The organism is Sulfurimonas sp. (assembly GCF_029027405.1).
In the GTDB taxonomy this organism is placed as follows: Bacteria; Campylobacterota; Campylobacteria; order Campylobacterales; family Sulfurimonadaceae; genus Sulfurimonas.
In genome coordinates this window covers 2,031,547-2,058,484 of record NZ_CP093396.1, presented here as the reverse complement: position 1 = coordinate 2,058,484, position 26,938 = coordinate 2,031,547, and the positions used below count along the sequence as shown (strand labels likewise).

24 protein-coding genes are annotated in these 26,938 nt (G+C 32.8%); 11 read left to right on the top strand and 13 right to left on the bottom strand.

Going from position 1 to position 26,938, the window contains the following annotated elements; all coding sequences use genetic code 11:
• Nucleotides 1-14: 14 nt before the first annotated feature.
• The 3 genes from MOV42_RS09935 to MOV42_RS09925 all read left to right on the top strand — a co-directional run bounded on the left by MOV42_RS09935 (nt 15) and on the right by MOV42_RS09925 (nt 4,426).
• Complete coding sequence (locus tag MOV42_RS09935) at nt 15-2,168, top strand: cache domain-containing protein (RefSeq protein WP_416385438.1); 2,154 nt, start codon at nt 15-17, stop codon at nt 2,166-2,168.
• A gap of 45 nt (nt 2,169-2,213) precedes the next feature.
• Nucleotides 2,214-3,398, top strand: coding sequence for an IS3 family transposase (locus MOV42_RS09930; RefSeq protein WP_324171025.1), 1,185 nt, complete (start codon nt 2,214-2,216; stop codon nt 3,396-3,398).
• A 110-nt stretch (nt 3,399-3,508) separates the two neighbouring features.
• Nucleotides 3,509-4,426, top strand: a complete 918-nt coding sequence (locus MOV42_RS09925; protein WP_324171024.1) for a DUF302 domain-containing protein — start codon at nt 3,509-3,511, stop codon at nt 4,424-4,426.
• A 7-nt stretch (nt 4,427-4,433) separates the two neighbouring features.
• Here MOV42_RS09925 and MOV42_RS09920 read toward each other — a convergent pair whose 3' ends face one another.
• From MOV42_RS09920 to MOV42_RS09860, 13 genes are read right to left on the bottom strand one after another with little or no spacing between them, the layout of a single operon-like run.
• Entirely contained in the window at nt 4,434-5,612 is a 1,179-nt protein-coding gene (locus MOV42_RS09920) for a glutathionylspermidine synthase family protein (RefSeq protein WP_324171023.1), read from the bottom strand.
• Nucleotides 5,609-6,175 (bottom strand): hypothetical protein, encoded by a 567-nt coding sequence (locus tag MOV42_RS09915; protein WP_324171022.1) that lies wholly within the window; start codon nt 6,173-6,175, stop codon nt 5,609-5,611. The genes MOV42_RS09920 and MOV42_RS09915 overlap by 4 nt, the downstream gene beginning before the upstream one ends.
• Nucleotides 6,172-6,615: a hypothetical protein gene (locus tag MOV42_RS09910; protein WP_324171021.1), complete on the bottom strand. Its 444-nt coding sequence runs from the start codon at nt 6,613-6,615 to the stop codon at nt 6,172-6,174. Before MOV42_RS09910 ends, MOV42_RS09915 begins: the two co-directional genes overlap by 4 nt.
• Entirely contained in the window at nt 6,612-7,085 is a 474-nt protein-coding gene (locus MOV42_RS09905) for a hypothetical protein (RefSeq protein WP_324171020.1), read from the bottom strand. Before MOV42_RS09905 ends, MOV42_RS09910 begins: the two co-directional genes overlap by 4 nt.
• Nucleotides 7,046-10,303: a carbamoyl-phosphate synthase large subunit gene (gene carB / locus MOV42_RS09900; RefSeq protein WP_324171019.1), complete on the bottom strand. Its 3,258-nt coding sequence runs from the start codon at nt 10,301-10,303 to the stop codon at nt 7,046-7,048. Before carB ends, MOV42_RS09905 begins: the two co-directional genes overlap by 40 nt.
• A gap of 58 nt (nt 10,304-10,361) precedes the next feature.
• Nucleotides 10,362-11,102 (bottom strand): MipA/OmpV family protein, encoded by a 741-nt coding sequence (locus MOV42_RS09895; RefSeq protein ID WP_324171018.1) that lies wholly within the window; start codon nt 11,100-11,102, stop codon nt 10,362-10,364.
• Nucleotides 11,099-11,860 (bottom strand): rod shape-determining protein MreC, encoded by a 762-nt coding sequence (gene mreC / locus MOV42_RS09890; RefSeq protein WP_324171017.1) that lies wholly within the window; start codon nt 11,858-11,860, stop codon nt 11,099-11,101. Before mreC ends, MOV42_RS09895 begins: the two co-directional genes overlap by 4 nt.
• Nucleotides 11,860-12,897, bottom strand: a complete 1,038-nt coding sequence (locus MOV42_RS09885; RefSeq protein ID WP_324171016.1) for a rod shape-determining protein — start codon at nt 12,895-12,897, stop codon at nt 11,860-11,862. The genes mreC and MOV42_RS09885 overlap by 1 nt, the downstream gene beginning before the upstream one ends.
• Nucleotides 12,898-12,908: 11 nt before the next feature.
• On the bottom strand, nt 12,909-14,153 hold the full coding sequence (gene clpX / locus MOV42_RS09880) for an ATP-dependent Clp protease ATP-binding subunit ClpX (RefSeq protein WP_324173022.1): 1,245 nt from the start codon (nt 14,151-14,153) through the stop codon (nt 12,909-12,911).
• The gene (gene lpxA / locus MOV42_RS09875; RefSeq protein WP_324171015.1) at nt 14,150-14,950 is read right to left on the bottom strand and encodes an acyl-ACP--UDP-N-acetylglucosamine O-acyltransferase; all 801 of its coding nucleotides are present in this window, start codon (nt 14,948-14,950) and stop codon (nt 14,150-14,152) included. The genes clpX and lpxA overlap by 4 nt, the downstream gene beginning before the upstream one ends.
• Before the next feature lie 10 nt (nt 14,951-14,960).
• Nucleotides 14,961-15,410, bottom strand: coding sequence for a 3-hydroxyacyl-ACP dehydratase FabZ (gene fabZ, locus MOV42_RS09870; protein ID WP_324171014.1), 450 nt, complete (start codon nt 15,408-15,410; stop codon nt 14,961-14,963).
• Nucleotides 15,411-15,457: 47 nt separating this feature from the next.
• Nucleotides 15,458-16,510: an epoxyqueuosine reductase QueH gene (locus MOV42_RS09865; protein ID WP_324173021.1), complete on the bottom strand. Its 1,053-nt coding sequence runs from the start codon at nt 16,508-16,510 to the stop codon at nt 15,458-15,460.
• Nucleotides 16,504-17,010, bottom strand: coding sequence for a peptidylprolyl isomerase (locus MOV42_RS09860; RefSeq protein WP_324171013.1), 507 nt, complete (start codon nt 17,008-17,010; stop codon nt 16,504-16,506). Before MOV42_RS09860 ends, MOV42_RS09865 begins: the two co-directional genes overlap by 7 nt.
• 66 nt (nt 17,011-17,076) lie before the next feature.
• On the opposite strand from MOV42_RS09860, the gene MOV42_RS09855 reads away from it, so the two are divergent.
• The 8 genes from MOV42_RS09855 to acs all read left to right on the top strand — a co-directional run bounded on the left by MOV42_RS09855 (nt 17,077) and on the right by acs (nt 26,909).
• Complete coding sequence (locus MOV42_RS09855; protein WP_324171012.1) at nt 17,077-18,294, top strand: HAMP domain-containing sensor histidine kinase; 1,218 nt, start codon at nt 17,077-17,079, stop codon at nt 18,292-18,294.
• On the top strand, nt 18,295-18,951 hold the full coding sequence (locus MOV42_RS09850) for a response regulator transcription factor (RefSeq protein WP_324171011.1): 657 nt from the start codon (nt 18,295-18,297) through the stop codon (nt 18,949-18,951). It begins immediately after the preceding gene.
• Between the two features lie 214 nt (nt 18,952-19,165).
• Complete coding sequence (locus MOV42_RS09845; RefSeq protein WP_324171010.1) at nt 19,166-20,551, top strand: OprD family outer membrane porin; 1,386 nt, start codon at nt 19,166-19,168, stop codon at nt 20,549-20,551.
• Nucleotides 20,552-20,696: 145 nt separating this feature from the next.
• On the top strand, nt 20,697-21,002 hold the full coding sequence (locus tag MOV42_RS09840; RefSeq protein ID WP_324171009.1) for a DUF485 domain-containing protein: 306 nt from the start codon (nt 20,697-20,699) through the stop codon (nt 21,000-21,002).
• A 5-nt stretch (nt 21,003-21,007) separates the two neighbouring features.
• Entirely contained in the window at nt 21,008-22,597 is a 1,590-nt protein-coding gene (locus MOV42_RS09835; protein ID WP_324171008.1) for a cation acetate symporter, read from the top strand.
• The gene (locus MOV42_RS09830; RefSeq protein WP_324171007.1) at nt 22,594-24,408 is read left to right on the top strand and encodes a putative nucleotidyltransferase substrate binding domain-containing protein; all 1,815 of its coding nucleotides are present in this window, start codon (nt 22,594-22,596) and stop codon (nt 24,406-24,408) included. Before MOV42_RS09835 ends, MOV42_RS09830 begins: the two co-directional genes overlap by 4 nt.
• On the top strand, nt 24,405-24,959 hold the full coding sequence (locus tag MOV42_RS09825; protein ID WP_324171006.1) for a 3'-5' exonuclease: 555 nt from the start codon (nt 24,405-24,407) through the stop codon (nt 24,957-24,959). The genes MOV42_RS09830 and MOV42_RS09825 overlap by 4 nt, the downstream gene beginning before the upstream one ends.
• Nucleotides 24,960-26,909, top strand: coding sequence for an acetate--CoA ligase (acs, locus tag MOV42_RS09820; protein WP_324171005.1), 1,950 nt, complete (start codon nt 24,960-24,962; stop codon nt 26,907-26,909).
• The last annotated feature ends 29 nt before the right edge of the window (nt 26,910-26,938 follow it).

Sequence of the window (26,938 nt, the reverse complement as noted above, 5' to 3'; positions counted from 1 at the left end):
AAAGGAAAGAAGAAATGAATAAGCTCTCTATCAGTAAAAAAATTCACATTCCCCTAATCGCCTCTATCATATTTGGGTTCATTATAATAATAGTGAACTACTTCTACTCAATTGATGAGATGAAAGAGAATGTACATAAAATACAAGAGAAATCACTGCGTTCATTATATCAAGAGTCTATCAAGTCTAAAGAGAGCATAGGTCTAACTAATGCAATTAATATTGCAAAGAACTATGATGTTATTCGTGCTCTAAAACAGAATGACAGAAGTATAGCTGTTGATGGACTAGGTACAATATCTGAACAGTTTAAAAGTTTTACAAACTATAAAAACATTAAGATACATATTCATGATTCAAAGGTACATAGCTTCTTAAGAGCTTGGAAACCAAAGAAATTTGGTGATGATCTAAGCTCATTTAGAAAGACAATTGTAAGTGTAAAAAACAATAAAAAACCAATCGTTGCTATAGAACTTGGTCGTGCAGGTTTAGTTCTTCGTGGTTTAGCTCCAATATTTGATGAAGGTAACTATATAGGTTCAGTTGAGTTTATGCAGGGACTTAACTCTATAGTTGAATCTGCAAGAAAGATTAGTGGTTATGAAATAGCTATCGTTATGAAAAATGACTACCTGTCTACCGCTACTGCACTTAAGTCTGCTCTTAAAATAGGAAACTATACTTTAGCAGTAAAAGAGAAAGTTGTAAATCAAGGTTTTATTAAAGACCTTAAAAATATAGATATCTCTAATACCACTTCATTTCAATTAGCTGGTGATTATTATGTAGTCTCTGAACCTATAAAAGACTTCTCTGATAGAGTAGTGGGCTATGCAGTTGTTGGTAATAAAGTAGTAAATGTTGAGAGTGTTATATCTCAATCAGAAGACTCTCTAATGAGGCAAGTATATGTAATGGCTCTTATCGATCTATTCATCTTGGTATTTTTAGTTATAGTTATAAAAATAGCTGTGGTTAACCCTATACTAAATCTTGATGAAGTTGCAAAAGAATTAGCTCAAGGTGATGCAGACCTCTCTAAAAGACTTCCTGTAAAATCATGTGATGAATTAGGACATGCAAGTATCAGCTTCAATAAGTTTCTTGATAAGGTTCAAGTACTCTCTAATGAAGCAAAAGAAGAAGCACTTAGAGCAGTAGAGTCTGAAAAAGCAGTTCAGATGAGTATGGATAAAAACAGACTAAACTTAGCACTTTCAGATGAGATGATTCGTGGAGCTATTGATAACGCAAATAATCTTAGCGATAGTATGAAGAAAAATGTTGAAAATGTAAATGAAGCAAATATTCTAAACAAAGAGACAGAAGAAGTTATCTCTAAAGTTACAGTTTCTACAGATGAGATTATAAGTACTATATCTAATATTACTGATATGATAAGTGATTCAAGAAGTTCTTCTGAACAGTTAAACTCAAATGTTGAAGAGATCTTTAATGTTATCTCTCTTATTAAAGATATCTCAGATCAGACTAATCTTCTTGCGCTTAACGCAGCTATTGAAGCAGCTCGTGCAGGAGAGCATGGTCGTGGGTTTGCAGTTGTTGCTGATGAAGTTCGAAAACTAGCAGAACGTACACAAAAAGCTACTAGTGAAATAGAAGTAAATATCAGTGTTCTTAAGCAAAACTCTATGAGTATGGCAGAAAACAGTGAACTTATAGAAGGACATACTCACTCATCACAAACTAAACTAGACCTTTTTAAAGATACTCTTGGTGAATTAATAATCAACTCAGGAAAAATCACTGAAAATAATACTGTAATAGGTCATGAACTGTTTGTAAATACGGTTAAACTTGATCATATGGTGTTGAAAAACAATACTTACTCAGCTGCCTTTGAAGGTAAAGCAAGTGCTCTTACTGAAGATCATAATAGTTGTAGATTGGGTAAATGGTATGTCAAAGATGGAAAGGAAAGTTTCGGGTCTAATAATAACTTTGAATCTCTAGCTAAACCTCATATGGGTGTTCATGAAAATATAGCAAGTGTTATGAAAATGATAGCAGATGGTAATTCAATCAACCCAGATGAGATAGTTTCACTATTTAAAGATACTGAACTTAAATCTAAAGAAATGTTTGCTATCTTGGATAGCATTATACTACCCCAAGAAAATCAAACAACTATTTCTAAAGTTTAATTCTTAAAAGAGTAAAATTAAACAATAAAAATAGAAGGTAATCTTATGAGTCGAAAAAGAACAACATATACAGCAGAATTCAAGACAAAGTTAGTTTTAGAAGTTTTAAAAGAAGATAAGACACTAAATGAAATAGCAAGTGTAAATAATATCACACCAAAAAACTTACAAAATTGGAAGAAGATATTTTTGGAAAATGCAGAAGTTGCGATGGAACCTGCAAAAGTAATTAAAGAGTACAAAGAAGAGAATGTAAGATTACAAGCTAAACTTGATGAATATGCAAAGGTTGTAGGTCAACTAACAGTAGAGAAGGACTGGGCGGTGGGAAAGTTAAGCAGCTTGGACTCTAGCTATAAAAAGGAGTTGATTGATAGAGATGAAAATAAGGCATTATCAGTTGTAAAACAATGTAATCTTATTAACTATAACAGAAGTAATTTGTTCTATGCACCAATGGTAAATCTTGCTAAAAATGTAATTAAAAAACATATAGAAAAAGTATTTGAAGAGATACCAAGCTATGGCTATATGAAAGTGTATCATCAACTACTAGAGGATGGTTTTCGTGTCAGTCCCAACACAGTGCTGGCATACCGTAGAGAGTTAGGTTTACAGGCTGTTTTAGCTGTAAGACCACCAAATACAAGCTGGGCGGACAAGCAACATCATAAATACTCTTACAAAATAAGAGGATTAGATATCGTAAGAGCAAACCAAGTATGGTCAACAGATATAACCTATATTAAAATTAAAGGTGGTATGGTCTATATGGCTGCCATAATTGATTGGTATTCTAAAGCAATATTATCTTGGCGAATATCCAACACAATGGATACAGATTTAGTCATGGGTGTACTAGATGAAGCACTCGCACTCTATGGTAAGCCTGAGATATTTAATACTGATCAAGGGTCACAATATACAAGCTGTATCCACACTCAAACATTAAAAGATAATGACATAATTATCTCTATGGATGGCAAAGGTAGAGCAACAGATAATATTTGTATTGAGAGGTTCTGGAGAAGTGCTAAAGTTGAAAAAATATACCTCAATGAATATGAGAGAGTATCAGTTCTCAAAAGTGATGTTAAGGATTATATAGAATTTTATAATCACAGAAGATTTCATGAGACATTGAAATATAAAAAACCTATGAATGTTTATTATGATAGTTTAAAAATCAATGATGAGAATTACACTAAATCTAGTGAAAATGTAGCATAGGGTAACAGGTATTTAGGGAATTAGATTTTTGAAAAAGTTGTCTTGACATATTGGGGTAGTATACATTGTTACAAAATAAAATATATTTAACTTAAAATAAAAGGAAAAAAATGAAAAAAATAGTTAGTTTAATAGTTGCAATATTTAGTGCAAGTGTAATGTTCGCGCAAGGAGATTTACACCTATTTGAAGTAGATAATAAAAATGGTTTTATTACTCCAGATGTAATAGAGAAAGCATTTGTACAAAATGGTTTTAAAATAGCAGTAAATAGTGAGATGAATCTTCCGTTTAAAAAGCAGTTTAAAAAGACAAAATTTAAAATTTATAATCTTTTAACTGTACATCACTCAACACTATCTCATGATTTAGTAAGAAAACATCCAGATGCAGGTGTGTTTACTCCACTTGGGATTGGTATATACCAAGGTCTAAATGAAGATACCTTGCATGTATCAATGCTAACATCTGAGGCTCAAGCTAAGATACTTGATTTTGACGATTCATTATTAAAGTCTATAGAAAAAGAAGTTTTAAAAACTATAAGGAGTGTGATGCCAAATGCAAAGCATAAATTTAGTGAAAATAGTTTAAAAGAGAGTAGAAATTTAGTTACTAAGTATGAACTTGATTTAGACGGTGAAGATTGGGAAGAGATGAGAGAAGAGATAGAGCTTGGTTTAGAAAATGGTTTTAAACCAGTTGGCTTTGTTATGGCAAACTACTTAGACTTTAACGAAGAGTTAGTTGAAGGTGGAAATTCAAGTCCATTTGATTTTTATGTCACTTATTCCATTTGTAAACTAAAAGTCATATATACTGTATCTCAAACGCGTCCTGAAGCAGCTGCATTTGCTCCTTGTACCATGATGGTATACAAGAAAAAAGATGAAGACAAAGTTGTCATAGGATTCCCTGGTGTTTATAACTGGATGAGTAGTGCTAGAGTTGATAATAAAAAAACTCAAGCAATTCTTCAAAAAGCTCAAGATGATTTTGAAGACATCTTAAAAGAAGTCACAGAATAGTGGAACTTTAGACTATAATATGCCCCACAAATTTACTCATATTATCTAAAATTTCACCACCTTTTCTAAAGCTAATCCCACAGGATTCATAAGCAAAAAAGACTCCTGCTTGGTATTTAGCTTGATTTTCATCTTTAGTAAATTCCACATATTCTTGATATATTTTATTGTAGTTATCGTAAGGTCCATCAATTTGCTCAACAACTTCTCCGTTGGCATCTATTATTTTAATATTTGCACCTTCTCTACCAAAAAGAGTCTTTTGGACTTGTTTTATATTCTCTAATGGCTCAAAAGAAGTTTTTAAAAGATAAGGAGAGTCTGGAAATAGGTCATACATTATTTTCATTATGCCTTTTGATTGAAAAAGAAGAGTATATGCAGGGTTTAAAATTATAGCTTTTTGATTTTTAATAATCTCATTTAGAGTGACAGAAAGTTCACTCTCATCGGTTCCTATATCTTCCCAAGGGTAAAGTTTAAACCAGTATTCATATTGATTGTCTTGAGAATCAAAGATGCCATCTTTATCAAATTTGATATTTTGTAAGTATTCAAAACTTGTGTTAAATCCAGCATCTGTTGCCATTTGTTGAAGCAGTCTTGTTGTAGCTTCTTCCTCATCATCACCTTCTACACTAGAAAAAAGTATTTTCCAGCCATTATAATTTTCATTAAAAGTTGAAATATCTTCATCTAAAGTTATAAGTCTTTTAAAGTTTTGGCTTATTGCTTCGTAAACATTGTTAAACTGTTTTTCTTCATCTAGATGATTTTCTTTTAGTAAAGCCCATTGAAGTAGGGCAGTTTCAAAAAGAGAAGTTGGTGTGTCAGCATTAAACTCTATAAGTTTTATAGGTTTAGCATCTACTCCTCCAGCAAAATCAAACCGACCATAAATATGCCAATGAACATCATTCTCCCAACTTTTTTTAATCATTTCTATAAAATTAAATGGAATTCCAAGTTCAAAAAATAGCTCATTTTTTATGACATGCTCTGCCGTTTCAACAAACATATCATATACTTCATTTCCTGCTTTATAGTAAGCCTCTGCTTCATCTTGAGAGATAACAACAAGTTCATCGTTTATATATTTACTTCCATCACTATCTGTATGCCAAGTAAAACCTAGTTTCTCAAGTTTTTCATTACTTAGAGGATTTAATTTTTGAAGTTTTATCATCCGCCGTAGCTTCTACTTCCATAGGATGATGATCTAGAATTTCCACCGAAAAAACTTTTTCTTGAAGAACTTTTAGTAGATTTTCTTGAATTACTTGAGCGGCTGTATGCACTTTTATTTACACTTGATGCTCGTTGAGAAAAGTTTTTGTTATTCATCAAAGAATTACCAATCATATTTCCAAGAAGTGAACCTGCTGCAACTGCTAGTATTGTTCCGCCAAGTCCCATTCCTCCACTTCCACTTTGTGTAGTTTCTGAAGTTCCATTTTGAACTTTTTTGTATTCTTGATCTGCTAAAACTTTCATCTCATCTTCATTCATAAAACGCTCAATAGTGTTTCCATCTAAATCTTTTTCACGAATAATAGCTCTGTTTGGTCCCTCTGTTGGCATCTCTTCAACAACTATATATTTCCCATTTGATTGCTGTTCTATAACTAAATAACGATTTTGTTGTTTTTCTTGTGGAGCTTCACAACCACTAAGAACGCTCATCATTAGAACACCAGCACTACCAAGTGCTACACCGCCAACTATGCTTGAAATATGCTTATTACTCATTTAATTAAATCCTTTTTATCTAGTAGTATTATCTTTTTTAGTTCATTGTCATAAAAATTTATCTGAGTTCTTCCATCATAATAAATATCTCCATAAAATGTATGTTTTTTATCTTTTAAAACTACATTTTTTTTCATAAGTAGCATCTCTCCTACGGAGTGACCAATAGATGGAATAAGAGTTGAGAGTGATAGTGTAAATAAAACTCCTACAACTATAAAGCTAAGTTTATTACTATTTATATATATAATTATAAAACCTAAAATAGCACTAACTAGAGTGTATATAAATATATTTTGATGGTCAGCAAATAAAATATTGTAATATAAATCAATATTGTATAAATCTATATAACCTTGTTTAATGCCTAAAAATAAAAAAAAGTCTAAAATAAATGTGAAAAAAATACCAGTTAAAAAAGCTTGAAAAAGTTTTGTCATCTTATTTTTTTCCTTTTTGTATGATTTAGTTTATATAAAGAAGATGAATTTAATTCTCTTAATCCATCTTTGTTTTGTATTATTATATCAGCTTTTTCTTCACAAAAATCAAGATTAAAGTTTTTGCCTGATTCATTAGCTGAAGTTGAATAGTGCCAAGGTATATCTCTGAGGGTTTGTGAGTTTATAGGGTTGTTTACTACTCTAAAAGCTATGTTTTTTACGACAAAACTACTCTTTTTTGAGCGGCGTAAAGTATTTTTATATTTATAAGGAACTCTTAAACCGAGCATATTTAGAGTTTTTAGGTCTTTAAAAATTTTTATAAAAGCTTTAGAGGGGTCTCTACTTTTTATTTTTTGTAGTTTTTTAGCATCTTGAGATGAAAAGCCAACAGTAGTGTCGCTTTGATAAAGGATAACCTTCTCGCTTAAGCGAGAAAGTCTTGAAGTGCGGTTGAACTTGTCCATGAACCATCACCCATCTCATCAAGTGCTAAGATAAGTGCTCTAGCTGCACTTAAAGTTGTAAAATATGGAATACTTTTTCTTAGAACTTCTTGACGGATTACTACAGCATCTTTTTTAGATGTGTTGTTATCCGAAGTATTAATTGCCATTGCAATTTCATCATTTTTCATGCTGTCCTCAATATTTGGGCGACCTTCAGAGATTTTAAGAACACGCTCACAAGGGATACCAGCTTCTTCAATAATAACTTGGGTTCCTTTAGTGGCAATAAGTTTAAAGCCATGTTTATGAAGTCCACGAGCTATTTCACATGCATGTATTTTATCGCTATCAACAAAAGATAAGAAACAAGTTCCTTCGGTTGGAATTGTATTTCCAGCAGATAGTTGAGCTTTTGCAAAACTAACCCCAAAGTTTGAACTTATACCCATTACTTCACCAGTTGATTTCATCTCAGGAGAAAGGACTAAATCAGCACCGTAAAGTTTGTGAAAAGGAAATACTGCCTCTTTAACAGAGACATGACCTTTAAGTTTAGGTTTGAGTAAACCGTTTACTTCTTGAACTATGTCATACTTATCATAATGCTCTAGTGAACTTCTAAGAGTCTCACCAACCATTACTCTAGTTGCAACTTTAGCCAAAGGCATACCAGTCGCTTTAGATACAAACGGAACAGTTCTTGAAGCTCTTGGATTAACTTCAATTAGATATATTTCATCTTGTAAGATTGCATATTGAACATTCATAAGACCAATGACACCAAGTCCAAGTGCAATAGTTTTAGTTTGTTGTTCTACTTTTTCTATCATTTTTTTAGATAAGTTTACAGGAGGAAGTGAACAAGCACTGTCTCCAGAGTGAATCCCAGCTTCTTCAATATGTTGCATAACAGAACCAATATATACATCAGTTCCATCGCTTATAGCATCTACATCAAGTTCTATAGCTTGGTCTAAAAATTTGTCTATTAACACAGGTGCTTCATTTGAAACAGAAATGGCAAGTGTCATATACTGAGCTAGTTCTTCTTGAGAGTATACTATCTTCATTCCTCTTCCACCAAGAACAAAAGATGGACGAACAAGAACAGGAAAGCCTAATCTTTCAGCTATAGCGGGAGCTTCTTCTTTTGTGCGTGCTAAACCATTTTGAGGTTGTTTTAGTCTATGTTTGTTTACAAAATCAGAAAACTGTTCTCTATCTTCTGCCAGATCGATTACAGCAGAAGTGGTTCCTATTATTTTTGCACCTATTTTTGTAAGTCCATCTGCTAGTTTAAGCGGAGTTTGCCCACCAAAGTGAACAATAATTCCATCTGGTTGTTCATTCTCAATAACTTCTCTAACATGTTCAAAGTCAATCGGCTCAAAGTAAAGAACATCAGAAGTATCGTAGTCAGTAGAAACTGTTTCAGGATTACAGTTGTACATAATACATTCAATATCCATCTCTTTAAGGGCAAATGCAGCATGAACACAACAGTAGTCAAATTCTATACCTTGACCGATTCTGTTTGGTCCACCACCAAGAATTAGAATTTTTCTCTTATCACTAACTCTATTTTTCGCACTTGGAGATGCTACTATATTTGTAGTAGAGTAAAGGTATGGAGTAAGAGCTTCAAATTCAGCTGCACAAGTATCAACTTCATTAAATTCTAAAGATACGCCTAACTCTTTTCTTTTATCGTAAACTTCATTTTCGCTAACATTTTGCTTTGAGTTTGTAGCGATTAGTTGAGAGATTCTTTTGTCTGAAAAACCATCAACCTTGATGCTTCTCATAAAATCTGCATCAAAAAGTATCTTATCTGTAATCGTTGTTTCAGCCTGAAGAAGCTCTTCTAGTTGGTAAAGAAACCATGGGTCAATAGCACATGTGTCAAACATCTCTTCTACGCTCATGCCTCGACGAAAACCTTCAGCTACATAAAGAATACGCTCAGCATTTGGACGACGAATCTCATGTTTAACAAATTCATCATCAGCATCTATAGGTTCAAATCCACATAGACCAGTTTCAAGAGAACAAAGAGCTTTTTGCAAAGACTCTTTAAATGTTCTACCGATTGCCATTACTTCACCAACAGACTTCATGCTCGTACTTAGTGTGCTTTGCGCTTCAGGAAATTTTTCAAATGTAAAACGAGGAATTTTAGTTACAACATAATCTATTACCGGCTCAAATGATGCAGGAGTTCCTGTAATGTCATTTGTAATTTCATCAAGTGTATAACCAACGGCTAAAAGTGTTGCAACTTTCGCAATTGGATAACCTGTAGCCTTAGATGCTAGAGCAGAAGAACGAGATACACGAGGATTCATTTCAATAACAATCATTCTTCCTGTTTTAGGGCAAATAGAGAACTGAACATTAGACCCACCAGTATCAACACCGATTTCTCTTAGAATATCAAAAGAAGCATTACGCATTCTTTGGTACTCTTTGTCAGTTAATGTTAAGGCAGGTGCAACCGTGATACTATCGCCAGTATGCACTCCCATAGGGTCAAAGTTCTCAATTGCACAAACGATAATGCAGTTGTCTGCTTTATCACGGATAACCTCCATCTCGTACTCTTTCCAACCAAGCATAGATTCCATTATTTCGATTTCATTTACGGGAGAAGCTGAGATGCCTTCTTCTGCTAGTTTTTTAAACTCTTCCATATTATACGCTACACCTGAGCCACCACCTGCTAGTGTAAAAGAAGCTCTACTAATTACGGGAAAACCAATCTCTTTAACTGCCTCGATTGCTTCTTCTACAGTGTATGCATTCCTACTTTTTGGTAAATCCATACCAATCTTTATCATAGCTTCATTAAAAGCTGAACGGTCTTCACCTTTATGAATAGCTTGGGGAGTTGCACCTAAAAATTCTATTCCTTCTAGCATGCCTTTTTCATACATACTTGTTGCTACATTTAGAGCAGTTTGTCCACCCATAGTAGGAAGAACAGCATCAACATTTTCTTTTTTAATAATCTCTGCGATTACATCTTCTTTGATAGGTTCTATATAAGTTCTATCAGCAAATTCTGGATCTGTCATAATTGTTGCAGGATTTGAGTTTATAAGAATAACACGATAGCCTTGTTCTTTTAAAGTCTTAACGGCTTGAGTTCCTGAGTAGTCAAATTCACAAGCTTGACCGATAATAATCGGACCAGAACCTATAAGTAAAATAGTTTTTATGTCGGTGCGTTTTGGCATTTTTTACCTCTTGAAAATATCTTTGAAAATTTAGAGATTATAGCTAAAAGGCACTTAATTAATACTCAAAAGTGTAAATAAGTGAAAATAATCCTGAGTAGATATAATCTTCTTCAACAATAGGACTAGAAGTGGCTTCGTTAGCTATTTTGTCAATTCTTAGATTAATAAGTGCAGATATTTTTTTTGTAAAGGGGTACTTAATATAAGTTTGCATTCCTAGTTGCAGTCCACCATTTGGCGTGTATTGGGCGAAGTTGGTACGAGTTGTTTCTTCTTTTTTTACGCCATAGTAATAATCTATAAAGCTTGATGATTGGTAAACTATAATTGCACTTGGATAGATTGAAAATTTTTCAAATTCAAAGTCATATCCAATTTCAGTTTTAAATATTAAGTCTTCATATCTGTCAAGTACATCAGTTAAAAGCATAGTTTCCATATATGCTTTATCCATCTTTAAACTAAAAGCAATTCCACCTTCAAGTGTTTTTTTTCTATCGTCCATTCCAGCTATATCAGAAGATGTATATCCATCAACCCTTGGTTGAAAAGTTACTGATAATCCCCATGAAAAATCATCTGTTTTATCACCTAAAAAATAGATTCCTGCTCTACTCCACCTTATATAAACGATGCCATTATCAAAAAATATTACAGGAGATGGTATAATAATGTCATCCACATTTTTGTAAGGTTGAGTTTGTATATAAGGACCAAGTCCTAGTGTAAGTTTTTGCTTTTTTTCTTCTGCTAATAGTGTTGATAAAATAAGCACAATTAACAATAAGTATTTCATTTAAGTTTCCTTATCATGTAAAAATAATCTGGGTCATTCGCTTTATAGTAAGGTTCAATAACTGCATTTTGGTAACCTTGAGATGTTTTTACAGATAAAACTCTGCCAACTTTTAAACCTTTAAAGAAAATATTATCTAGTCCAGAGGTTACCACTTCATCACCTATTTCGATTTCAAACCATGCAGGTATAAATTTAATAAGTAAATTTTTAGAATTATTACCATGGGCAATGCCAGGAGCTTTCTTTTTACCCACAAAAACTGCATAAGAACATTTTATATCCCTATTTAAAAGTCCTAAAGGTCTAGAATTTTTTTCTATGACTATACCCGCAACTAACTCATTAAAGGTAAGTCCATAAATTTTAGAAGCATTGTAATCTTTTACATCCATCCAAACTCTATTTAAATCACCAAATTTTTCATAAGAGATAGTTCTTATAAGTTCTACTTTAGGATTAATTTTTAGTTGCGAATTATTTGCTTTAAATAGGTCATTTATTTCTGAAGCCATCTGTTGCATTACAAGATGATTGTTTTCATATTTTTGTAGGTTTTCGTTAAGTTGTATGATTTTTGATGCTTGAAAAGTATGTCTATCAATATTATTTTGAATGATTTGTGTCGCATTATGATAAACAGTTTTAAAAGAGTTTAAAACTGAAGTAAGTGGACCTTGTATAGTGTTTGTATAAAAAAGTGCACCCACGAAGAGTGCGATGAAGAGTGAAAAAAAGCTAAGTAGCTCTTTATTCATTATTCATTCTCAAATAACTCTTGTAGTAAGTCTATCTCTTCAAGTGCTCGTCCTGTTCCTCTTGCAACTGCTAAAAGTGGTTCATCAGCAACATAAACAGGTACTTTAACAATATCAGATAAAAATTTATCAAGTTGGCGAATAAGAGCACCCCCACCAGTTAAAATAATACCATGGTTTACAATATCACCAGAAAGGTCAGGTGGCATCTTTTCTATGACATCTCTTAGAGCTTCTGAAATCTCTTTAAGTGGTTCTTTCATAGCCTCTCTTGCATCTTCACTTGTAAGCTCGATTGAACTAAGTAGTCCCTCAACCTGATCTCTACCATTTACAACCATAGTAATTTCTTCTGCTAGTGTTACAGCAGTACCAATGTTGATTTTAATCTCTTCAGCAGTTCGCTCACCTATTAAAAGATTATATTTTTTCTTTATATAATCAACTATTGCCTTGTCTAGTTTATCACCAGCAGTTCTAATAGACTTAGATAAAACAAGCCCACCAAGTGAAACAACACCTATCTCTGTCGTACCACCACCTATATCCACAACTAAGTTTCCTTTAGGTTCACGAATATCAATGCCCGCCCCAATTGCTGCTGCCATAGGCTCTTCGATTAGAAAAACTTCTCTTGCACCTGCACTTAAAGCTGATTCTCTTACAGCTTTCCTTTCAACTTGTGTAAGTCCATAAGGAACACATATAATAATTCTAGGACTAATAAGAGTACTTCTTCCATGAGCTTTTTCTATGAACTTTCTAATCATTTTTTCAGTCATATCAAAATCAGCAATAACTCCATCTCTCATTGGGCGAATAGCTTTTATATTTCCAGGAGTTTTCCCTACCATCTCTTTAGCTTCACGCCCAACCGCTAAAACTCTAGTGTGACCAAATTTTTCAGTTTTAACTGCAACCACCGATGGTTCATTAATAATAATTCCACGACCTTTTGAAATTACAATCGTATTCGCAGTTCCTAAGTCAATTGCTAAGTCGTTTGAGAAAAGTCCTATTAGTTTGTTGAATATCATTGTAATTTACCTTATGCTATTTTTTTATTAGATTTTTTTATATATATAGGGTCTTGATTATTATCGATTACATCTTTTGTAATAAGAACTTCATAACCCTCATATTCTGGAAGTTCATACATAATATCTATCATATGCTCTTCTAGTATTGCACGAAGTCCACGAGCGCCAGTTTTTCTTTTTATAGATTTTGCTGCTATGGCACCAAGCGCGTCTTCTTCAAAAGATAAGTCAACTCCATCAATAGAAAATAATTTTTTGTATTGTTTAACAAGTGAATTTTTCGGTTCCACTAAGATGCGTACCATGTCCTCTTCACTTATTTCTTGAAGTGAAGCTATAATAGGAAGTCTTCCTATAAGCTCTGGAATAAGTCCATAAGAAACTAAATCATCAGGTTCTACCATGTCATAAGTTGGTTTTTGCTCATTTTTAGTTTTTTTCTCATGCCCAAAGCCTAAAATATTGTCACCTTGTTTTCTTTTTAGAATATCTTCAAGTCCATCAAAAGCACCACCACATATAAATAAAATATTTTTAGTGTCAATAGTAGTAAATTCTTGGTTTGGATGTTTTCTTCCACCTTTAGGAGGAATATTTACTTCAGCACCTTCTACTATTTTAAGTAGTGCTTGTTGAACACCTTCACCAGATACATCTCTTGTGATTGAACGATTTTCACTCATACGAGCAACTTTATCTACTTCATCGATAAAGACTATACCTTTTTCTGCTCTTTGAACATCTCCGTCTGCTGATTGGATAAGTTTTGTTAAGATGTTTTCAACATCTTCTCCTACATATCCAGCTTCTGTGAGACTAGTTGCATCTGTTATAGCGATAGGAACATTTAAAACTCTTGCAATAGTTTGAGCCATTAGAGTTTTACCACTACCAGTTGGTCCTATTAGTAAAACATTTGATTTTGCTATTTCTGTATCATCATCACTTACTTCATGTGTTTTAAATATTCTTTTATAGTGGTTATAAACAGCAACACTTAGAAGTTTTCTTGCTCTTTCTTGACCTATAATGTAGTCACCTAAAAAGTTATTTAACTCTTTTGGAGTCATAAGCTTATTTACTGCTTCAAGAAGTTCAGATTTATTTTCATTTGTACTTTGTTTCTCATCACCAAACATGATTTTATATGCAGAAAATACACAATTTTTACAAATATACACACCATTTCCAGCTATAAGTGGATTTTCTTCACTCTCTATAGCATCACAAAAACTACAATGTCTGCTCATTATGATTTCTCCTCTTGTATTGTTTTTCTTTCAAAGGGAATACCTCTTTTTGTCTTTAGTACAAAGTCACATAAATCATTTACATAATGATTTTTAGTTTTTTCTAAAAGTGTACTAGCACTCTCTTTTAGAGGTTTCCCAGATTCAAATAGTTCTCTATATGAAGATTTTAGTTCATTAATATCTTCACGAGATAAGTTTCTTCTAAGTCCAGTTAAATTAAGACCCCGAAGAGTCGCTCGATTTCCTTCAGCCATACAAAATGGAGGTACATCTTGAGCGAGGGCAGATGCTCCACCAATCATGGCATAATCGCCAATATGAACAAACTGATGAATAGGAGTCATACCACCAATAACTGCATAATCTCCAACTTCAACATGACCAGCTAAAGTTGCAGCATTTGCAAGTATGCAGTGGTTACCAATGATAACATCATGCCCTAGATGCACATAACCCATAAAAAGATTGTGACTGCCTATGATAGTCTTGCCACCGCCACCTTTTGTACCAGGGTTAAAAAGAGTAAATTCTCTTATTTTATTATTATCACCGATTATGAGTTCTACATCTTCTCCAGCAAATTTTAAATCTTGTGGGATTGAGCCAAGAACTGAATGAGAAAATATAATGTTATTTTTTCCGATGGTAGTTTTTCCATAGATGCAAGAACCTTGTGCAATAGTTGTACCATCACCGATATTCGCTTGTGAAGAGATAAAACAAAATGCACCTATCTCTACATCTTTTCCTATTACTGCACCGTCTTCAATTATAGCTTGAGGAGAAATGTTAGACATATCAGTTTTCCTACTTATCAACAATCATAGCTTTTAATTCAGCCTGAGACACTAAAACATCATCAACAAAAGCTTTTCCATCTAACATCCAGATGCTACCCTTGTTCTTGATAACACTAATTCTATATTCTAGTCTATCTCCTGGTTTTACTGGTTTACGAAATTTTGCTTTGTCGATACTCATAAAGTAAACAACTTTAGAAGCTACCTCTTCTTCTGTCATATCCCCCATACTTTTAAAAGCTAAAATGCCACCAGCTTGTGCCATTCCTTCTAAAATCATAACACCAGGGTATATTGGATGACCAGGAAAATGACCTTGAAAAATATTATCGCCAATAGTTACATTCTTAAATCCTATAATTGACTCTTTTGGAATAAGATTAGTAACACGGTCTAGCAGCAAAAATGGGTAGCGATGAGGTATGATTTTTTGAATTTCTATAACATCCATGGTCATTTAGTAGAGCCTTATAAATAATTTTGGTCATTTTAGCTAAAAAATGATTATATTATGATTAGTTTTTCTTTTATATCTTCGTAAGTTAAAGCATCTAACTCTATTGTGAGTTTTTTTGTAGGAATTTGCTCGACTACTATAATTGGATTTAAATCATAAGCACAAGAGCCTAGGTGCTCTTTTATTTTTAGTTCTTCATCAAAAGTAGGAGGATTATATATAAGCTCTGTTATATTTTTATACTCTTGTTTTGAAGCAATATTGAAAGTATCTAGAGTTATTAAAGTCACTTCTTCTTTTACTCTGTTTCCCTGAACTTTTTTTCTTGGTAAAGTTGAGTAAGATAGAGCATAAGCAGGTATATTTGTTTTTTTATCTTCTGTTACTTTTAGAGAGAGTTGTCTATAATTTAGAAACTTTTGTTTGATGATTTTGTATTTTTTACCTTCATCTTCAAGCACTATTCTTTTTTTATACATCTCTAAGCGTTCTTCTATAGATGCTGGTAATATTTGAGCAGAAATAGGAGAAAATATTTCATCCATTAAGCGTTTTTGTTGTTCTCTTTGCATCTTTAAACCATAGATGCATCCGCAATAATCTTGTCGGTAAAGTTGTTCTTCTTTTGTCACTCGGCTTTGGTCTTGTGTTCCACCTTTTGCTCTGTAATCTACCGCAATAAATTCAACACCATATTTATCATAAAAAGCATCACCGCTTCGTTTTAGCTGTTCTTGCGATTTAAGTGGACTTACTAAAAGAGTGGTTGTAATTTTTGTTTCACCTAAAGATAGAGCTTTTTTTGCACTTACTTCAAAGCGTTTATCAAAACAAACTTCACATCTTTTTCCCTTCTCAGGTTCATTTTCTAAACCTTTTACCGCTTGCATCCAAGCTTCAAAGTCATACTCACCTTCAAGTAGGGAAATGCCAAGTTTTTTACATGAACGCTCTACATCAAGAAGTCTAAGTTGGTACTCAGAATATGGGTGAATGTTGGGATCATAGAAGAAACCAATTAGCTTCTCCTGAGGAAAATCTTGTTGAAGTTTTTGCAAAAAAAAGTGCGAATCAACACTGCAACAAATATGTACTAAGATTTACTTTCCAAAATTTCTATAGAATCGATAGAATCTTGACCTTCAACGCTGTCTAAAACAGCAAAACTCTCCGTATCATCTTCTTCAATCGCACCAAAAACTGTGTGAACACCATCAAGGTGTGGTGTTGGAGCAAAAGTTATGAAAAATTGACTTCCACCTGTATTTGGTCCTGCATGAGCCATAGATAAACTTCCTCTTGCATGAAGAGAAGTATTTTGTGCAGTTTCACACTCTATAGCCCAGTCAGGACCACCCATTCCACTACCATCAGGACAACCACCTTGTGCCATAAACCCTGGAATCACACGATGAAATATTAGGTCATTGTAAAAACCAGTATTTGCTAAATGAGCAAAATTAGCAACAGTATTTGGAGTTTGTTCACCAAAAAGTTTTAACCAGATAATACCTTTACTTGTAGTTACTTTTGCCCATTGAAGTTTTGCTAACTCATCAGCACTCAAATCGTATTTTTTTAACTCAGTTGTTCTAGACATTTTATACCTTTAAATTTTAGTGGTGCAATTATAGTTAAATTTTATAAATCTTAGTATAATAGCACCATGAAACTAAGTTCAACTTTTACCAATGTGACTACTAGACAAGCAAATATTTTTACAATTATGATTATGTTTTTCTTTAGTACAATTTTTGTTGGTTTACTTACAACTGAGATGTATGAAGATTATGAAATCGCACTAGAACAAAGTTATATGGTAGATGGCAGTCTTTTATCTACTGAAGATATTTTAGTACAAAAACATAAAAAATTAAAAACATTGATGATAAAGACCGTTTTGGTTGTGGTTACCCTCTCTTTTATACTTTTTGCACTTTTTTTAGGTCTTAACAACCTTTTTAATAAATTACTAAATAGGGATACACAAACATTTTTAGACTTTTTTGAACAAGCTGCACATAATGACCAAGTTATAAACCCAGATTCTATATTTTTTAAAGATTTTAAAATCATGGTTGGATATGCCAACAAAATGGTAGAAAAAATTAACGAACAAAAATACGCACTTCAAGATATGAATATAAGCCTAGAAGATAGAGTTCAAAAAAAAACAGCTGACCTTTTACGCATAAATAAAAATCTTGAAGAAGAAAAAAAATTCTCTCAAGATTTAGTAAAATCACACAAAGAATTTTTAAGATATACAGTTCATGAAACAAATACACCATTAAGCGTAATTTTAACTTCTATAGAATTGTATGTTATGAAACACCCAAAAGATAGGCAGCTTTCAAAAATAGAAGCAGCAGTTAAAAATATTTTTAATATTTATGATGATTTGAGTTACTTAGTTAAAAAAGACCAAATAGAGTACCCAAAAATAGTTATAAATTTTCATGACTATCTTACTTCACGCATTGATTTTTTTAGTGAGGTTGCTGGATATTCAAGAGTTAAATTTGTTTATGAGACAGAGTCTCCAGATGCACATGTATACTTTAATGGTACAAAACTTCAACGAATAGTTGACAATACAATAACTAATGCTATAAAATATACACTTCCAGATGAGACAGTTTATGTAAAATTAGTTCAAGTTTGGGCACATCTTGATTTTTCTATGAGTTCGAAGTCAAAAATTATAAAAGATACTTCAAGAGTCTTTGATGAGTATTATCAAGAAGAGAAAACAAGTAGTGGTTTTGGTATAGGTCTTAGACTAATTAGAACTATTTGTGATGAAGAAGATGTTATGATTTCTTTATCCTCTAGTAATGAAGAAACTATATTTAAGTATAGATTTAAAATGATGGGAGAGTAATTGAAAATACTACTTTTGGAAGATGAAATAATGTTAAATGAGTCCATCTGTGAGTATCTAGATGCTGTTGGACATCAGATGCATAGTTTTTTAGATGGGCTAGATGCTTTAGAGTCCATAAAAGAAAACTCCTATGATTTACTGATACTCGACATCAATGTTCCTGGCATTGATGGACTTAGTTTTTTAGAACAAATGCATAAACTTAAAATACATGTTCCTTCTATTTACATTAGTGCTTTGGTGGATATAGAAGATATTTCAAGAGCATATAATCTTGGGTGCTATGATTACCTAAAAAAACCATTTCATTTAAAAGAGCTAACTCTTCGAATAGATAGGGTAAAAGTAGATAAAGAAATTCCAAGAGTGCATCTAAGACTCTCTACAAATTATAGTTATGATCAAGAGCATAGTCTGCTTCTTTTTAATAACGAACCACAAGTCCTAACTAAAAAACAGTCACAAATCATAGACTTACTCGCAAGAAACAGAGGAATGGTAGTTGACTTTGAACAGTTTCGCATCTATGTTTGGGATGAAAATATCATAGATAATGCTACTATAAGAGCAGAAATCAACAGACTAAAAAAATTTCTACAAGAAGATGTACTCACAAATGTCCGAGGAATGGGCTATATGATAGAGAAACCGTAATCTATAATATTTCAAGTAAAGTAATAGAAGAGTACAAGAAAGATATATAGGACTAGCATAATTTTGTATATCTTAAATTATGTTGCCAAAATGTTACTTTTCTTCACAAACTACCTAAAAACAGACTCTTTTGCCTAAAATAGTGTTTTTGCTATGTTAATGCTATGTTTGTCTTTTAATATTTGAATGTAAATTCATTTCAAAAGGGAAATATATGAAAAATAATATCGCATTAAGTGCAATAGTTGTTGGACTTTTAGGTTCAGTTAGTGTTCAAGCAGATGACGCTGTAAGCACAATGTTTAAAAATGGTAAAGCAAGTGGACAAATTAGAGAGTTCACAATTGTTAGAGATACAAAATATTCAAATCCAGTTGCCAAGGCTGATAAAAATCAAATGTCAAACGCAATTGGTGGTTATTTAAAGTATGTAACAGCTGAAGCATCAGGTTTTACTCTTGGTACAGCATTTTATACTACAAATGCTTTTCTTGCTCGTGATAATGACAAGCTTAACAATCTAATCAACACAACTGTTTTAGGTGCTGATGGTAATGGTTATTCTATCTTAGGTGAAGCTTATATCCAATACAAAAATGGAAAAACAGCAGTTACAGTTGGTCGTCAAAAAATTGACTCTCCATTAATGGCTGGTGATGATTATAGAATGATTCGAAACTTATTTAACTCTGTTGAGATTGTTAACACAAGTGTTGATGGTGTAAAATTTAACCTTGGTCATACAACTCAAATGGCTGCTGGTACATTTGCTAATGCGTATGCTGGTGGACTTACAGCTGCAGCGGCTGGTTATACTTCTATAAAAGCAAATAGAGGTAATACTGACTTCGAAGGTTTTGGTGATATTTATGTTGGTGAGTCAACAGCAGGTATCACAACATTAGGTGTTACTTATACAGGTATTAAAGGTCTTAAAGTTCAACTATGGGACTATTATGCTCATGATATCTCAAATACTATTTATGGTGATATCTCATATAAAGCAAAAATGGGTTCAATTACTCCATTTGTAGCTGCTCAGTTTATCAAGCAAGGTGCTGCTGGTGATAAAAAACTTAAAAACACTGGTATAAGCGATAAGGGTGAACTAGAAGGTTTTTACTATGGGCTTAAAGCTGGACTTTCTGTTTCAGGTTTTACAACTTACTTAGCATATTCTGCTACGAGTGAAAATAGTGATTCAGATTTAGCAGCAAGTGATACAGCTAAAAATTCTATTATTTTAGTGGGTGGTGGTTACCCAGTATATACTCAAGGTATGGTATCTCGTCAAATGACTCTTGCTGGTGTTAGCGCTATTAAAGCAGTTCTTGCATATAGTTTCAAAGAAATGGGTGCTGATGTAAAAGTTGTTGGTTACTATATTGGTATAAACTATGCAAATAGTAATGCTGGTTACAATGAGAAGTTAAATACAAATGAAAAAGGTTTTGACATTATCTATAATACTGCATGGGCTAAAAACTTACAACTTCGTCTTCGTGGAAACTATGTAAGTGATTGGACTGCTGCTCCAAATGGTACAGATGATGTTCGTGATTGGTCAGAGTATAGATTAATAGCAAATTACAAATTCTAGAAAACTCTAGAATTTTTATATCTCTTAAAGAATAGCTTCATATCTATTCTTTAAAGAGTTGAATACCCTGTTTTATTCTTTGAGTGTTTTTTACTAAACACTCAGATGATAGAATATAAACTAATTATTGACGAAAGGAAATGCCATGAATCAAGAACTAGTTGATAAGATAAAGAATAATCCTCATTATCAAGAACTAGTATCTAAAAGAAGCTCGTTTTCTATTAAACTCTCTGTTTCTATGCTTTTAGTTTATTTTGCTTTTATCATTACTATCGCATTTTTTCCATCGTTTTTAGGTGCTCCAATTTCTAGTGACTCTGTTACAACTGTTGGCATTCCTGTTGGTATTTTTATTATCATTTTTGCTTTTATCCTAGCGGGCATCTATACTTCAAGAGCAAATTCTGAGTTTGATGATTTGACAAATAAAATCAAACAAGACTTATAAAAATCATGCACAGTTTAAATCTCTCGGCGATAGTTATGTTTTTGCTCTTTGTAGTAGGGACTTTAGGTATTACTTATTGGGCTTGGAAAAAGACTAAAAGTGCAAAAGATTTTTATGTCGCAGGTGGCGGTATTACAGGTTTTCAAAATGGAATGGCAATAGCAGGAGATTATATGTCTGCCGCTTCATTTCTTGGGATATCTGGGCTTGTTTATCTTAAAGGTTATGATGGACTTATCTATTCCATAGGTTTTTTAGTTGGTTGGCCTATCATACTTTTTATGATTGCAGAACCACTTAGAAACCTAGGAAAATATACATTTGGAGATGTAGCTTCGTTTAGACTCTCTCAAACTTCGGTACGAACACTTGTAACAGTTGGTTCTATTACAACTGTTTTATTGTACCTTATTGCACAGATGGTAGGAGCTGGAAAACTTATAGAACTTCTTTTTGGTTTGGAGTATGAAGTAGCAGTTGTCTTAGTTGGTGTTTTGATGGTACTTTATGTAACTTTTGGTGGTATGCTTGCCACTACTTGGGTTCAAATCGTAAAAGCTTTTTTACTCCTTAGTGGTGCTACTTTTATGGCTGTAGCTGTTATGGCACATCATGATTTCAACTTTGGTTCTTTGTTTGCTCACGCTGTTGAGTTAAAAGGAGAAGCTATTATGAGCCCTGGAGGACTTGTATCTGACCCAATATCTGCTATATCTTTAGCAGTGGCTTTGATGTTTGGAACTGCAGGACTTCCTCATATACTTATGAGATTTTTTACAGTTAGGGATGCAAAAGAGGCACGAAAATCTGTTTTTTATGCAACAGGTTTTATTGGTTATTTTTATGTTTTAACTTTTATTATAGGGTTTGGAGCTATTGTTATGGTATATCAAAATCCAGACTACTTAGATGCCACAAGCACTCTTCTTAAGTCAGATTTTCCTATACTTGGTGGAAATAATATGGCTGCAATTCATTTAAGTCATGCAGTAGGAGGAGACTTTTTCTTAGGTTTTATTTCTGCTGTTGCTTTTGCTACTATATTGGCAGTTGTATCAGGTCTAACCTTAGCGGGTGCATCTGCAATAAGCCATGACCTTTATGCATCTGTACTTAAACATGGAAAGGCAGATGGCATGGCAGAAGTGAGAGTTTCAAAATATGCTACGGTTGTTCTTGGTGGTGTTGCAATAATTATGGGCATAATGTTTAAAAATCAAAATATTGCCTTTGTGGTTGGTCTTGCTTTTGCAATTGCTGCATCTGCAAACTTTCCCATACTTTTTTTATCTATTTACTGGAAAAAGCTAACTACAAGAGGTGCTGTGATAGGTGGGTCAATTGGCTTGGCAACAGCAGTTCTACTTGTTATACTGGGTCCTATCGTTTGGGTAGATATTTTTGGAAATGCACAAGCGATATTTCCATATAAATATCCAGCACTTTTTTCTGTAAGTGCTGCCTTTATCTCTATCTGGTTTTTTTCTATTAGTGATACTTCAGATGCAGCACAAGATGAAAAAATGGCTTTTGAAGCACAATTTATTAGAAGTCAAACAGGCATTGGAACCGAAGGGGAGGATGAGTATAAATGAGCATACTTGAACAAAGAAAATTAGTAGAATCAATCCGTCCTTTTGATGCACTTAGCTCAAAAGAATTAGATAATTTAATGACAAAAATTGATATAGCATATTATCCAATTGGCACACTGCTTATATCTAAATCATTACCTTCTATCGCTTTTTATATTATTATAAAAGGTGCTGTTACTGAGTATATTGATGATGAAGTTCATAATGTTTACTCAGAGGGAGATTGTTTTGATGCAGATGCACTTATATACTCAAAATGTGAGGGTAAATTTGTTGTAGATAACGACCTTATATGCTATGAAATACAAAAAGATGATTTTTTAGAGCTTATGCAGTGCAAAAAAGTACAAGGTTATTTTTTACAAGATTTTGTAACTAGACACCAAAATCTTAAAAATTATTATCATCAAAGTGAACTATCTCCATTTTTAATATCTAAAGTATCTGATATGTTTCTTCATAAAGCATGTATAGTTGAAAAAAATACAACTATATATGATGCTTTAGTGGAGCAAAAGAGTTTAAAAGCGAATGTAATTATTGTAAAAGATAAAACTAAGTATTCTATTATTACAGATAGTGATATAAGAGAAAATGTACTTCTAGGATCCTTAGATGTTAATGACGCTGTAATTAAAATAGATGCAAAAAAGATAATAAGCGTAGATGCTGATGATTTTTTATTTAATGCTCTTCTTATAATGATAGATAAAGTTATAAAAAGAGTTGTAGTGACTAAAGATGGCAAAATTATTGGTATATTAGAACAGTTAGATTTACTTAGTTACTTTGCAAATCACTCACATGTTGTAGCGGTACAAATCCAAAAAGCACAAAATATAAATGATTTGAAAGCTCTTCAAGTTGACTTAAAAAATCTAATAGTGACACTTAAAGCAAAAGGTGTAAAAGTTAGATATATAACAAAACTAGTAGCTACTTTAAATATAAAAGTTTATAAAAAACTCTTTGAGATGTGCGTAAATGAAGAGTTACAAAAAAAATGTGCTTTTGTTATTATGGGAAGTGAAGGTAGAGATGAACAAACTCTCAAGACTGATCAAGATAATGCTTTGATAATTAAAGATGGTGTAGATGCCAAAATATTTGAAGAACCAATGATGAAGTTAAATGCGTCATTGCTTGAACTAGGCTTTCCAAAGTGTAGTGATAATATTATGATAAGTAATGAATTTTGGAGAAGAGATGTTTCTTCATATAAAACATATATTAGCGCTTGGATAGAAAATATGCAAGAAGTTGATGTAATGAACTTAAGTATTTTTGCAGATGCTAAGTGTGTTGGAGGAGATGAGAGTTTAGTAGATGAACTTAAAAAGTATCTTCATGAGAGTTTTCATAATAGAGATGATGTTTTAGCTCACATAGCTAAATCGATTTTAAATTTTCAAACTCCACTATCTATATTTTCTGGATTTGTGATAGAAAAAGAGCATGAAAATAGATTAAATCTCAAAGAAGGCGGTATTTTCGCACTCGTGCATGGTGCAAGAACTCTTTGTCTAAAATATGAGATAAAAGCAACAAATACAATAGAGCGAATAAAAGAACTCAACAATAAAGGTGTAATTGATAAAACCTTTGCTGTTGAGTTAATAGAGAGCTTTGATACATTGAGTTCGTTTCGACTACAAACTATGCTAAAAGCAACAAATAGTGATGAACAAAACTATATAAATCCTCAAAAGTTAGACAAAATTCAAAAAGATTTACTAAAAGATAGTTTTAAAATTGTCAATAAATTTAAAAAATTTATAACTTATCACTTTCATTTAAGTATGGTTGCGTGACCTTGTCTTTTTTATCTGACTTTAAAGCTAAATCAAATTATGCTGGACTTAAAGCAAAAGAGTTCAATTTTCTTTTTGATGAAGATAAAAGTGAAGAGTTTGTAGTATTAGATACTGAAACAACTGGTTTTGATATAAGAAAAGACAATATTTTATCAATAGGAGCAGTAAGAATAAAAGGCAACCGTGTAATAACTTCACAAACATTTGAAGCAGTAATAAGTGATGAAAAAACGATAGATGAAGCTATAAAAGATTTTTTATATTTCATAGGTTCACGCCCCTTGATTGGGTACTATTTAGAGTTTGATATAGCTATGATTAACAAGTATATAAAGAAGACACTAGGGATAGTTTTACCTAACAAAATGACTGATGTATCAGAAATTTATTACAATAGGACAATAAAAACTATTCCACAAGGTAATATTGATTTACGATTTGATACAATACTAGGCAGGTGTGGTATTCCATATATGGGTTCGCATAATGCTGTTAATGATGCAATAATGACAGCAATGATATATTTAAAATTAACAAAGGAAAGATAAATGTCAGAAAAACAAGTTTTTAAACCAAACAAAGAGTTTGCAAAAAATGCACGCATTAAAAATATGTGTGAGTACCAAGATTTACAGGATTGGGCTACTGAAGATTATGAAGGCTTTTGGGGAAGCTATGGTAAAGAAAAATTGGATTGGATGGAACCATTTACAAAAGTAATGGACGATTCAAACTTTCCGTTTGTTAATTGGTTTGATGGTGGTAAACTTAATGTTGCTTCTCAATGTATTGATCGTCACTTAGATACAAAGAAGAACAAAGCAGCTATTATTTTTGAAGGTGATCGTGGAGACAAGCAAATCGTTACATATCTTGAACTTTACTATAATGTAAATAAGTTTGCTAACCTACTTAAAAATAAGTTTGATGTTAAAAAAGGTGATAGAGTTATCATCTATATGCCAATGATTCCAGAAGCTGCTTATGCTATGCTTGCTTGTGCTAGACTTGGTGCTATTCACTCTGTAATTTTTGGTGGATTCTCTGCTGAAGCTATAAAAGATAGAGTTAAAGATGCAGATGCTAAAATTATTATTACAGCGGATGGAGCATTTCGTAAAGATAAGCCATATATGCTTAAGCCAGTTGTTGATAAGGCACTAGAAGGTGCAACACCTGTTAAAAAAGTTTTAGTTGTTCAAAGAAACTTTGAAGATGTAGAGTGGGTAGCGGGAAGAGATTACTCTTATAACGAACTTATTGATTTAGAAAGTTCTCACTGTGATCCGGAACCTATGGATGCAGAAGATCCACTCTTCTTACTTTATACATCAGGTTCAACAGGAAAACCAAAAGGTGTTCAACATAATTCAGCTGGTTATATACTTTGGGCTCAGATGACTATGGAATGGGTTTTTGATGTTAAAGAAAACGATACTTATTGGTGTACTGCTGATGTTGGTTGGATTACAGGTCATACATACATAGTTTATGGACCACTTGCAATGGGTGCGACAACAGTAATGTTTGAAGGTGTTCCAACTTATCCAGATGCTGGTCGTCCTTGGAAAATGGTTGAAGAGTATAGAATTAACCAATTTTATACTGCACCTACTGCTATTCGTGTACTTCATAAAATGGGTGAGGATGAGCCAGGAAAATATGACTTATCATCTCTAAAAGTTTTAGGAACAGTTGGTGAGCCTATTGACCCTCCAGCATGGAAATGGTACTATGAAGCAGTTGGAAATAATAACTGTGCTATCGTTGATACTTACTGGCAAACTGAAACAGGTGGACATGTTATATCTCCACTTCCAGGTGCAACTCCTATTAAACCAGGTTGTGCTACATTCCCACTTCCAGGAATCATGGCAGAAATCTTAGATGATGAAGGCAATAAAGCTCCAGTTGGAGAAAAAGGTCTTATGTGTATAACTCGTCCATGGCCAGCGATGATTCGTGGTGTTTGGGGAGATAAAGAAAGATTTATAAAAGCATACTTTGGAGATGTTAAAAAAGATGGTAAACCAGTTTACTTTACAGGTGATGGTGCTGTTTATGATGATGATGGATATATCACTATAACAGGTCGTACGGATGATGTTATCAATGTTTCTGGACACAGAATGGGAACTGCTGAAGTTGAAGCGGCTATCAAAAAACATGATAATGTAGCAGAAGTTGCAGTAGTTGGTAAACCACATCCACTTAAAGGTGAAGGTATCTTCGCTTATATTCTCTTAAAAGAAGATGATGGTGTAGCTGATGAGCTTGAAGAAATGAAAGCTATCAATGCAATCATTAAAATAGAGATAGGTAATATTGCCCTTTGTGATGATATGGTTTTTGTTCCAGGACTTCCTAAAACTCGCTCAGGTAAAATCATGAGAAGAATCCTTCGTTCAATCGCAAAAGGTGAAAAAATTACTCAAGATATCTCAACACTTGAAGATCCAGGTGTAGTTGATACAATAAATAAAATGGTTAATTCATAGTACAAAAATGTTATAATTCCATCACTTTA